Genomic DNA, 11,301 nt, shown 5'->3' on the forward strand with positions numbered 1-11,301 from the left:
TGTGAGGGCGCCCGGAGACGACGGATGCCGCACCCCGGGCGGGGTGCGGCATCCGTGTCGTGTTACTTCTTCTTGGCGGCGCGACGGTCGGCGCGGTTGGCGGCCGAGGCCTGCTCCGGGGCGTCCGTGCGCTGGCCGAACGCGCCGCGGGCACCGGCGGCGGCGGGCTGCTCGGTGGCGGGAGCCGCGGGCTGTGCGGCCTGACGGAGGCGGTTGGTCGCCGCCTGCTGCACCTGACCGCGGTCGTTGCGCACCTCGACCTCACCCGCGTCGTTCGCCGCGGAGTACTCGAGGCGCTGCGTCTCGACGGGCGCGGGAGCCAATCCCTTGGCCTCGACCTGGGCGGCGGGCTCTCCCTCGACGCTGCGCACCTCGACCTCGAGGTTGTAGAGGAAGCCGACGGACTCCTCCTTGATCTGTCCCATCATCGACTGGAACATCTGGTAGCCCTCGCGCTGGTACTCGATCAGCGGGTCGCGCTGAGCCATGGCGCGCAGGCCGATGCCGTCTTTGAGGTAGTCCATCTCGTAGAGGTGCTCGCGCCAGCGGCGGTCGAGCACCTGCAGCACCACGCGACGCTCGAGCTCGCGCAGCGCCTGCTCGCCGAGTGCCTTCTCACGGTTGTCGTACGCGATGCGGGCGTCGGAGATGATCTCGCGCTTGAGTCCCTCGGGGGTGATGCGTCCCTTGTTGCCGCCGGCCTCGGCCACGACCTCGTCGATCGTGACGCTGACGGGGTAGAGGGTCTTCAGCTCGGTCCAGAGGGCGTCGAAGTCCCACGACTCGGTGTGGCCCGATCCGGTGTGGTCGTCGATCACGGCGGTGATGGCGTCTTCGATGAAGTGCTGCACGCGGTCGGCGATGTCGTCGCCCTGGAGCATGTGGCGGCGGTCGGCGTAGATCGCCTCGCGCTGACGGTTGAGAACGTCGTCGTACTTCAGGACGTTCTTGCGCATCTCGGCGTTGCGCGCCTCGACCTGCGACTGGGCGCTCTTGATCGCGCGCGACACGAGGCCCGACTCGATCGCCACGTCGTCGGGGAAGTTCGTGCGCGCGAGGATCGCCTCGGCCGCGCCCGACTGGAACAGGCGCATCAGGTCGTCGGTGAGCGACAGGTAGAAGCGGCTCTCGCCGGGGTCGCCCTGGCGGCCCGAGCGGCCGCGCAGCTGGTTGTCGATGCGGCGGGACTCGTGCCGCTCGGTGCCGAGCACGTACAGTCCGCCCGCCTCGACGACCTTGGCCGCCTCCTCGGCGACGGTGTCGCGCATGCCCTGGTACACGGAGTCCCACTCGGACTCGTAGGCCTCGGGGGTCTCGACGGGGTCGAGGTTCCGGGCCTTCATCTCCTGCACGGCGAGGAACTCGGCGTTGCCGCCGAGCATGATGTCGGTTCCACGACCCGCCATGTTGGTGGCGACGGTGACGGCGCCCAGCCGTCCGGCGCGCGCGACGATTTCGGCCTCGCGTGCGTGGTTCTTGGCGTTGAGCACCTCGTGGCGCACGCCCTTCTTCGCCAGCAGGCGTGAAAGGTACTCGCTCTTCTCGACGCTCGTCGTGCCGACGAGGACCGGCTGGCCCTTCGCGTGGCGCTCGACGATGTCTTCGACGACCTGCGCGAACTTCGCCGTCTCGTTCTTGTACACGAGGTCGGACTGGTCCTTGCGGACCATCGGCTTGTTGGTCGGGATCGGGACGACACCGAGCTTGTAGGTCGACATGAACTCGGCGGCCTCGGTCTCGGCCGTACCCGTCATGCCCGAGAGCTTGTCGTAGAGGCGGAAGTAGTTCTGCAGCGTCACCGTGGCCAGCGTCTGGTTCTCGGCCTTGACCGGGACGCCCTCCTTGGCCTCGATGGCCTGGTGGATGCCCTCGTTGTAGCGGCGACCCACGAGGATACGGCCGGTGTGCTCGTCGACGATCATGACCTCGTCGTTCATGACGACGTAGTCGGTGTCGCGCTTGAACAGTGCGATCGCCTTGATCGAGTTGTTCAGGAAGGAGATGAGCGGGGTGTTGGCGGACTCGTAAAGGTTGTCGATGCCGAGGTAGTCCTCGACCTTCTCGATACCGGGCTCGAGCACGCCGATCGTGCGCTTCTTCTCGTCGACCTCGTAGTCGACGCCCGCCTCGAGGGTGCGGGCGAGCTTGGCGAACTCGGCGAACCAGCGGTTGGCCTCACCGGATGCCGGGCCCGAGATGATCAGCGGGGTGCGGGCCTCGTCGATGAGGATCGAGTCGACCTCGTCGACGATGGCGAAGAAGTGCCCCCGCTGCACGAGGTCTTCCTTGCGCCACGCCATGTTGTCGCGCAGGTAGTCGAAGCCGAACTCGTTGTTCGTGCCGTAGCTGATGTCGGCCTCGTACTGCTCGCGGCGCACCTCGGGGGTCTGGCCGGCGACCACGGTGCCCGTGGTCATGCCGAGCGCGCGATAGACGCGACCCATGAGCTCCGACTGGTAGCTGGCGAGGAAGTCGTTGACGGTGATGACGTGCACACCCTTGCCGGCGATCGCGTTCAGATACGCGGGGAGCGCGGCGGTGAGCGTCTTGCCTTCACCGGTCTTCATCTCGGCGATGTTGCCGAGGTGCAGGGCGGCGCCGCCCATGATCTGCACGTCGTACGGGCGCTGGCCCAGCGTGCGCTTGGCCGCTTCGCGGACGGCGGCGAACGCCTCGGGCATCAGCTGGTCGAGAGTCTCGCCGGCCTCGTAGCGGGCGCGCAGTTCGATGGTCTCATTGCGCAGTTCGTCGTCGGTGAGCTGCTCGTAGTCCTCTTCGAGCGCTCCGGTGGCCTTCACGACGCCCTGCAGGCGGCGCAGGATGCGGCCTTCGCCGGCGCGCAGCAGTTTCTCGAGCGGATTTGCCACGAAGAATCTCCATCTGTCGGGTGCGGCGCCCGCGCGGACGCCGGCCTGCGAACAGGCATACATCGCCCATGCTATCCGTGTTACCCGTTCGTGACCTGCGAGGAGGCCGCAATCCGAAGGTCGGGTTGCGCGCCCGCAGCGAACACACGGCGACGCCCCGCGGAGGGCCGCCTAGGATCGAGCCATGGCCGGTTTCTGGGGCAAGAGGAAGCGCGAAGAACAGGACGCGGCGGACGCCGACCTGGCACGCCGGGCGGAGCTCGCGATCGTCACCGCCGACGAGCGCGTGCGTCTCACCTCCGACGAATTGGACTTCGCCCGCGCCGAGCTCGGCGACAAGGCCACCGAAGACCTCGCCGCGGCGCTCGCCTCCGTGCGCACCCACCTCGCCGAGGCGTTCCAGCTCCACCAGCTGAACCACGACGAGATCCCCGACACCAAGGAAGAGCTGCGCACCCGCAACGCGCGCATCATCCAACTCGCGGAGTGGGCCGAAGACCTCCTCGAGGAGCGCACGCAGGTGCTCCAGCCCAAGATCGACGCCGTGCGACGGGCACCCGAGACCCTCGCCCGCGTCCGCGCCGATCGCGACCGCCTCGCCGAGCGCGTGCCGAACGCGCGCGACGTGGTGGAGCGGCTCTCCCGCCGGTACAGCGAGTCGGCCCTCGCGCAGATCGGCGGAAACCCCGAGGAGATCGAGCAGCTGCTCGACTTCGCCGTGCACACCGCGGCCGTCTCGGAGCGCCGCCGCGAGGCGGGTCAGCGGGAGCAGGCTTCCGTCGCCCTCGAGGCGGCGACCGAGGCGGCGCGCCGTGCCGAGTCTCTCCTGGATGCCGTGGACACCTTCGAGATCGAGGCACTGCGGGCCGAGTCGACCCTCGCCGCCGTCGTGGAGGACTCGCGCAACGATCTGATCGAGGCGCGCCTCGGACCGCAGACGCCGGTCGTCACGCGCGCGATGACGGCGCTCCAGCAGGCTCTGACCGCCCTTCCCGCCTCGGGGACGCGCAGCGATCCCTTCGCGGCGCTCTCGTCTCTGCGTCAGGCGAACGCCGACCTGGACCTCGCCCGCGAGCGTGCCGCGCGCCCGGTCCCCTCACAGGAGCAGGTGGAGCACGCGATCGACGATGCCGACCGGCAGCTCGCGGTCGCGCGCGGTCTCATCACCGGTCACCGCGGATGGATCGGCGCCGATGCGCGCACGCGCTTCGTCGAAGCCGAGCGGCTTCGGGCGGGGCTCCCCCTCGGCCCGATCGCCGACGACCAGCGGGAGACGGCCCTGGCGGCCGCTCGTCGCGTGGGCTCGCTGGCATCCGAGGCTCTGCAGATCGCGCAGCGCGACATCGAGCAGTCGCGTCCGAACGACTGGGGCGGCGACGGCTACGGGCGGGGCGGCGGCTACGGCCGCGGTGGCGGTATGGGCGGCGGCAACATGGTCGGCGGCATGCTGGGCGGTCTGGTCATCGGGTCGCTGTTGGGCGACATCTTCGACGGCTGACCGAGCGGCGTCCGAGCACCGGAACGCTCTCACCGGAGGGCGCGGGCCCCCCATCGACGAAGCCCCCGTCCTCGCGGACGGGGGCTTCGCGGTTCCTCAAGACGTCAGGACGCGACCTGCACGGCCGGGGATGCCTGAGTCGCGAGGGCGATCACGCCGTAGTCCCAGCCCTTGCGGCGGTAGACCACGCTGGGGTGGTCGGTGCGGGCGTCGATGAAGAGGAAGAAGTCGTGGCCGACGAGCTCCATGCGATCGACGGCGTCTTCCACCGTCATCCATTCGGCGCCGAACTCCTTCTGCCGGATCACGACCGGGCAGTAGTCCTCCTCGTCGCCGACCTCGGCCTGCACCGGGACGGCCCCGGTGGCGACGGCGCGCAGCACGTCGACGGAGGCGGGTTCGACGTCGATACCGGAGATCTCCCCGGTGCCCTTCTCGAACTTCGCGCCGCGGGGGTGGTTGCGGGCGTCCACGCGCTTGTCCTTCGCGCGGCGCACCTGCTCCGAGATCTTGTCGACCGCGAGATCGAGTGCGGCGAACTTGTCGGCGTCGGTGGCTTCCGCGCGGACGACGGGACCCTTGCCGTCGAGGGTGAGCTCGACCGTGTCGTCTTCCATCCGCCCGTTGCGATAGGAGCGGTGGGTCACCTTGACCTCGAGCGCGTTGGCGCGGGGCGCCAGGTGCTCGATGCGACTGACCTTCTCTTCGACCACCGAGCGGAATCGATCGGTGATACCGACTCCCACGCCGACGATGTTGGTGTCCATCCGTGACCTCCTTGTTCCGGGTTCCGCCCGGTCTAAGGGCGGAACGTCCGTCGCCTTCAGTCATCCCCACGCTAGTGGGAGGACACCGGCATGTCACGTGCCAATCACCTCCGGTTCTCCTGCGAACCCCCTCCGCTGCGGCGTGTGCGCCAGCGCCACGGCGACGACCGAGGTCGCCCCGGCTGCGCGGAGAGCGCGCGCGGCCTCGCACAGGGTCGCTCCCGTCGTCACGACGTCGTCGACCACCACCACGGCCCGCCCGGCGACACCGCGGGCCACGAACGCCCCGTCGACGTTGTCTCGGCGCGCGCGCCGGTCGAGACCGCGCTGGTCGCGCGGTGCCCGGCGGACGCGGAGCAGGCGTGCGTCGCGCCGCCCGGCGCGGCGCAGCAGCAGTTCCACCGGTCGATAGCCCCGGCGACGCACGGCCGCCCGGGTCGAGGGGACCGCGGTGAGGAGAGCGTCGGCGGGCGCGCTCGCGCGCAGCGCGGCGTCGAGCGCCGGCGCCAGCGCGCGGGCGAGCGGGGTGCGCCCCTCCTCTTTCAGCGCGCGGATGACGCGCGCGGCGACGCCCTCGAACCGCAGGGCGGCGACGACCTGGACGTCGGCGTCGACCCGCCGACGTTCGAGGCGCGGAGCCAGAGCCGCTCGGCATCCCTCGCACAGGTCGGCGTCGACCTCGCCGCACCCGGCGCACGCGACGGGGAGCCAGAACGCGAGGGCGTCGCGGAGCGACGACGCGACGACCGCGGTGAGATCCATGGGGGAAGCATCGCGCACGGCGGCCTCGTCGGACGGGCCGGAATCGTCGGGGGGACGGATCCGCGGCTGGGGAGGAACCGTCGGTCAGGACGTGGTGCCCTGCTGCGCCGCCAGCACGCGGATGCCGGAGGCGACGAGGGTCCACGAACTTCCGCGGCGGCTGAACAGGCGCCCCGCGTCGTCGAGCACACGGACGCTCGTACTGCCCGCGGCGAGCGTGCGGGCGCCGTCGGGGGCCGAGGCCTCCGTGCCGCGGCCGCCGACGTTCAATTCGCGAAGACGGCTCGCGCCGTCGGCCGTGGCGAGGACGCCCACGGTGGTGTCGTCGAGCCAGGCGAGGTCGAAAGCACCCTGCTGGGAGAACGACAGCACGTGCGGCGGGCCGAGGCTGACCCCGGTGCCCTCGCGCTCGATCCCGGCGACCCAGACCTCGCGCACGCCCGAGACGGTCACGATCGCCGCCACCCGGGTGCCGTCGCGCGACACCTGCATCGACACGATCTCGGAGGCATCGGGCCAGGCGTTGCCGATCTCGCGGGGCACCCCCTCGGGCGTGAACGCGCGCACCTGGGTGGGCGCGTTGGACGGCACGCTCCAGATCTCGCCCTCGCCGTCGATCGAGGGGGCGATGAGCCCGGCGCGTTCGTCGAGCAGGAACGTGCGGCCGTCGGCCAGCGCGCTGGCGACGCTCCCCTGCTGGGTGCGCACCGCCGCGAGACTGCGGTCGGCCTCCACCTCGACGGCGTTGGGCGCGAGGGACTCGACCGCGTCGGAGAGCCCGCCGATCGGCTCGATGGCGTCACCGGCGAGCGCGCCGAACACGCCGACGGCCGTCAGGACCGCGGGCGAGGGATCGACCCGGGTGACCCGCACGGGCACCTCGGATGCCGTGATGGGGGTGCCCTCGACCGTCATCTGCACCTCGCTGATGCCGGCGGTCACCAGGCTCCGCGACAGCTGCGTCTGCATCCGGTCGAGGGTGGTGCGGTCCAGGCTCAGCGCGGCGCGAGGCAGCTGCACCTGGGCGACACCGCTCGAGGACAGGGTGACGGATCGACCGACCAGCGAGAGCTCGTCGGGGAAGGCGCTCTGCACCGCGCCCGCCAGCCACGCGCTCGGCTTCCCGTCGACGAGCGCGGTCGCGACGCGACTGGCCACCAGCGGCCGGGGGAACCAGCGCACGTCGGGGACGATGAAGGTCCAGGTCGGGTCGAAGTAGGCCACGGATGCCGCCTGGTAGACGGTCGGGAACACCTCTTCGTACAGCACGACGCCGTCGGGCGCGGAGGTGATGCGCCACTGTTCGTCGACGCGGGCCAGCCCGTACGACAGGGTCTCACTCGTCCCCGAGGCGGTCGGCGCGTACGCGCCGTCGGCATCCACTCCCGCGATGCTCGTGAGCGCGACCGTGACCGCCGTGCCGTCGGGGGCGGCGGTGGCACGGCGGTCGGCGAGCCGGTCGATGGTGACGCGAGCGCGGGGATCCCACGAGGTGCCCGGCGCGAGGAAGAGCTTCGCCGTGGCCCAGTCGTCGGCGGGGCCGGAGCCGGCGCGCAGGAACCCCTCGACGATCTCCGCGGGCGTGGCGTCGTCCTGCGGGCCGTCGGGGACGAAGGCGAAGGCCTGGGTGTCGTCGGTCTGGGGTCCCCGGCCCGGGTTGACGTACCCCGTGGTGGGCAGGCCGGTGCACGCGGTGAGCACGAGCACCAGCGCGAGGCCCAGGAGCGAGAGAGCGCGTCTCATGTGGTCCTCCGGACACCGGGTCGAGTGGAGATGGGCTGGGTGAGACCGAGCGCCTCGAGCGCCCCGCCCTGCTCGTCGTCGGGCACGAGCGGGAGCGGCGAGCCCGTCACGGGCTTGCCGTCACGCGGGAGTGTCAGCACGAAGTTGGTCCCCCGGCCCGGCTCCGACCAGACCGTCAGGGTCCCGCCGTGCAGGCGCGCGTCGCCCAGGGCGATCGACAGTCCCAGGCCGGTCCCGCCGATCGTGCGCACGCGCGAGGGGTCGGCGCGCCAGAAGCGATCGAAGACGCGCTCGACGTCGTCGGCCTTCATGCCCAGGCCGAAGTCGCGCACGCCGAGGGCGACGGCATCCCGGTCGCTGTCGACGGAGACGACGATCGGGCGCCCCTCGCCGTGCTCGATGGCGTTGCCGAGGAGGTTGCGCACGACACGGCGCACGCGGCGGGCGTCCATGTCGACCGGCGTGTAGCCGCCCGGTGCGACCAGGCGCACGTCGGAACCGTGGCCCTCGGCCAACTGCTCCATCGAGACGATCACGTCTTCGGCCAGGTGCGCCAGGCTCGTGGCCTCGAGCTCGAGCTGCACCGAGCCCGCGTCGTAACGGCTGATCTCGAGCAGGTCGGTCAGCAGCACCTCGAACCGTTGCACCTGGGCGTGCAGCAACTCGGCCGCGCGACCGGTGACGGGGTCGAACCCGCCGCGCTGATCGTTGATCATGTCGGCGGCGAGGCGGATCGTCGTCAACGGCGTGCGCAACTCGTGCGAGACGTCGGAGACGAAACGCTGCTGCACGAGGGAGAGGTCGGCCAGCTCCTTGATCTGCGACTCGATGCTGTCGGCCATGGCGTTGAACGAGCGGTTCAGGGTGGCCAGTTCGTCTTCTCCGCGCACGGGCAGTCGCACGCCCAGATCTCCCGCGGCGAGCTTCGCGCTGGTCTCGGCGGCATCCGCGATGGGGGTGGTGACCGATCGGAGCACGAACCACGCGATGGCGCCGATGAGCACGACGAGCACGAGGCCGACCACCCACAACAGCACCTGCACGAAGGCGAGCGTCTGCGACGCGCTCGACAGGTCGTAGCCCATGTACAGCTCGTACGAGTCGACGCCGTCCTCGGCGGGGAAGCGCAGCTGGTGCCCGACCAGGATGCCGGGGACCTCGCGGCCGTTGTCGGAGGGCAGCGCCACCGACTGCCACCACTGCAGGTCGGGGCTGGACTGCACCTGCGTGCGCAGCGCCTCGGTGACCAGGTCGGACTCGAACGCGGGCGAGATGAAGGGCTGGGGCGCGAGAGGTGACGGCGGACCGATGCGGTAGAGCGCGATGAGATCGCTCGAGGACTGCTGCGACAGGCGCGTGGCGATGCCGTTCATGAGCGTCTGCGCGGCCGCCGGGTCGGTCGAGTCCACCGCGGCGTCGAGCGTGGCCTGAGCGGCGGCCGTGGCGCGCTGCGCCTCGAGGAGCACCTGGTCTTTGCGCGCGGTGAACAGCTCGTTCTGGATGACGAGGGCCATCGCCACGCAGGTGACCAGGATGGTCGCGGCCGTGAGCGTGACGGTGATGACGATGGTGCGGAAGCGCAGCGAACGTCGCCACAGCGTCGCGAGGCGATCCCGCGTGCTCCGCCAGTCGCGCCAGGTGTTCGCCCGCGGCGGGAGGGTCCGCACCGCGCCCGTCATCGCGGCCTCAGGCGACCGCGCCGGCGCGGTATCCCACGCCGCGCACGGTGGTCACGATCCGCGGGTTGTCGGGGTCGGCCTCGATCTTGGCGCGCAGCCGCTGCACGTGCACGTTGACCAGGCGCGTGTCGGCCTTGTAGTGATAGCCCCACACCTGCTCGAGCAGCATCTCGCGGGAGAACACCTGCTGAGGCTTCTCGGCGAGCGCGACCAGGAGCTCGAACTCCAGGGGGGTGAGGGCGATCGGCGCATCGCCGCGGCGCACCTCGTGACCGGCCACGTCGACGACGAGATCGCCGATGCGCAGGGTCTCGTCCGCCGCCGCCTGGGCGGGACGCAGGCGCGTGCGGATGCGCGCGACGAGCTCTTTCGGGTTGAAGGGCTTGACGATGTAGTCGTCGGCCCCCGATTCCAGACCTTTGACCACGTCGGCGGTGTCGGTGCGGGCGGTGAGCATGATGATCGGGATGCCGGACTCCGCGCGCACGCGCGTGCAGATCTCGATGCCGTCGACGCCGGGGAGCATGAGGTCGAGGAGGATGAGGTCGGGACGCTCGGAGCGCCACGCGTCGACGGCCTTCGCACCGTCGGCGCAGAACACGGTGTCGAATCCCTCGGTGCGCAGCACGATGCCGATCATCTCGGCCAATGCGGTGTCGTCGTCGACAACCAGGATCCGTGAAGTCATTCGGGTGTACGTCTTCCGTCTCGAACCCGCTCGGGAACGGGCAAACCGCCCCGGGGCGGGGGCACGTCGTATCGAGAGTAGTCGACGTGCCCGCACGGCAGGCGTGCGTGTCGGGGGTCTATGACACGATGAGGACATCGCCACGCGACGAGGAGGCGCCACCATGACCGCATACCCGGCCTGGACCCCGGCATCCCGCCCCGGCATCGTGCCACTGCACCCCTACGGGTTCGGCACGATCCTGGGCCGATCGTTCGTGGCCCTGCGGCACAACCCCAAGGTGCTGCTCGGCTTCGCGCTCGTGGTGCAGGCGGTCGCCTACGTCGTCCTCACCGCCGCGATCGGCGGGGTCGCGCTGGCGAGCTTCTCCCGGCTCGACACCGTGCCGGTCGGCAGCGACGAGTTCGACGCCATCATGGCCGGCTCCGTCGTGATCACGGCGGCCACCGCCCTCGTGCTGGGGGTCGCGACGGGGGCGCTGAGCGTCGTCGTTCAGGGCATCGTCGTGGCGGAGGTCGCCCACGCCGTGGTCGCCGAGAAGCCGAGGCTGCGGGCGGTCTGGGCGCGCGTGAAGCCGGTGTTCTGGCGCCTCATCGGCTACAGCGCCCTGTATCTGCTGGCCACGCTCGTCGTGCTCGGCGTCCTCGGCGCGATCGTGACGCTCCTCGTGATGTCCGTCGTCTGGATCGGCGTCGCCGTGGGCGTCCTGTTCGTGATCGCGCTCATCCCGCTGTACCTCTGGCTCACACCGAAGCTCTTCCTCGTGCCCTCGGTCATCATCCTCGAGCGCGCGCCGATCCTCGGGGCGATCCGACGTTCCTGGCATCTCACGCGTGGGCGGTTCTGGTCCACGCTCGGCGTCGTCGTGATCATCTCGGTGGCGTTCAGCATCATCGCGCAGATCATCTCGGTCCCCCTCAGCCTCATCGCCGGCATCGTCCCCGGGATCCTCGCGCCCACCGGCGGGTCCGCGACGGAGGCGATCGTCGGCGTCGCCGTGCTGCAGGTCGTCGGGCAGTTCGGCATCCTGCTGGTGCAGTGCATCGCCCTGGTGGTGCAGTCGACCTCGGCCGTGCTCGTGTACGTCGACGCACGCATGCGCGTGGAGGCCCTCGACCACGACCTGGCCACCTACGTCGAACAGCGCGACGCCGGAGCAGCCGAGCTCGCCGACCCGTACCTCGTCGGGGTCGGGCGCGTCGTGCAGCGACCCGCACCCGTGCCCGTGGGCGCGGCGCCGGCGTTCGCGGGCTACGGGCCCCCCGCGGGCGGTGCCGTCGCGGGTGCCTCCGGCGGG

General features: G+C 71.0%; 8 protein-coding genes. 2 read left to right on the forward strand and 6 right to left on the reverse strand.

Going from position 1 to position 11,301, the window contains the following annotated elements; all coding sequences use genetic code 11:
• Nucleotides 1–62 precede the first annotated feature (62 nt).
• The gene (gene secA, locus ACK4LS_RS04300; RefSeq protein ID WP_409713671.1) at nt 63–2,867 is read right to left on the reverse strand and encodes a preprotein translocase subunit SecA; all 2,805 of its coding nucleotides are present in this window, start codon (nt 2,865–2,867) and stop codon (nt 63–65) included.
• A 184-nt stretch (nt 2,868–3,051) separates the two neighbouring features.
• On the opposite strand from secA, the gene ACK4LS_RS04305 reads away from it, so the two are divergent.
• The gene (locus tag ACK4LS_RS04305; RefSeq protein WP_409713674.1) at nt 3,052–4,365 is read left to right on the forward strand and encodes a hypothetical protein; all 1,314 of its coding nucleotides are present in this window, start codon (nt 3,052–3,054) and stop codon (nt 4,363–4,365) included.
• A 104-nt stretch (nt 4,366–4,469) separates the two neighbouring features.
• Here the strand turns inward: ACK4LS_RS04305 and hpf are convergent, their stop codons facing one another.
• The 5 genes from hpf to mtrA all read right to left on the reverse strand — a co-directional run bounded on the left by hpf (nt 4,470) and on the right by mtrA (nt 10,004).
• On the reverse strand, nt 4,470–5,132 hold the full coding sequence (hpf, locus tag ACK4LS_RS04310) for a ribosome hibernation-promoting factor, HPF/YfiA family (protein ID WP_409713677.1): 663 nt from the start codon (nt 5,130–5,132) through the stop codon (nt 4,470–4,472).
• Between the two features lie 93 nt (nt 5,133–5,225).
• Entirely contained in the window at nt 5,226–5,894 is a 669-nt protein-coding gene (locus tag ACK4LS_RS04315) for a ComF family protein (RefSeq protein WP_409713680.1), read from the reverse strand.
• Between the two features lie 84 nt (nt 5,895–5,978).
• Nucleotides 5,979–7,637: an LpqB family beta-propeller domain-containing protein gene (locus ACK4LS_RS04320; RefSeq protein WP_409713683.1), complete on the reverse strand. Its 1,659-nt coding sequence runs from the start codon at nt 7,635–7,637 to the stop codon at nt 5,979–5,981.
• Nucleotides 7,634–9,316 (reverse strand): MtrAB system histidine kinase MtrB, encoded by a 1,683-nt coding sequence (gene mtrB, locus ACK4LS_RS04325; RefSeq protein WP_409713686.1) that lies wholly within the window; start codon nt 9,314–9,316, stop codon nt 7,634–7,636. The genes ACK4LS_RS04320 and mtrB overlap by 4 nt, the downstream gene beginning before the upstream one ends.
• Nucleotides 9,317–9,323: 7 nt before the next feature.
• The gene (mtrA, locus tag ACK4LS_RS04330) at nt 9,324–10,004 is read right to left on the reverse strand and encodes an MtrAB system response regulator MtrA (protein ID WP_409713689.1); all 681 of its coding nucleotides are present in this window, start codon (nt 10,002–10,004) and stop codon (nt 9,324–9,326) included.
• Nucleotides 10,005–10,167: 163 nt separating this feature from the next.
• On the opposite strand from mtrA, the gene ACK4LS_RS04335 reads away from it, so the two are divergent.
• The coding region (locus ACK4LS_RS04335; RefSeq protein ID WP_409713692.1) for a hypothetical protein at nt 10,168–11,301 on the forward strand (1,134 nt) is incomplete at its 3' end.

Origin of the sequence: Microbacterium sp. (assembly GCF_046295495.1) — a bacterium.
Taxonomy (GTDB): Bacteria; Actinomycetota; Actinomycetes; order Actinomycetales; family Microbacteriaceae; genus Microbacterium.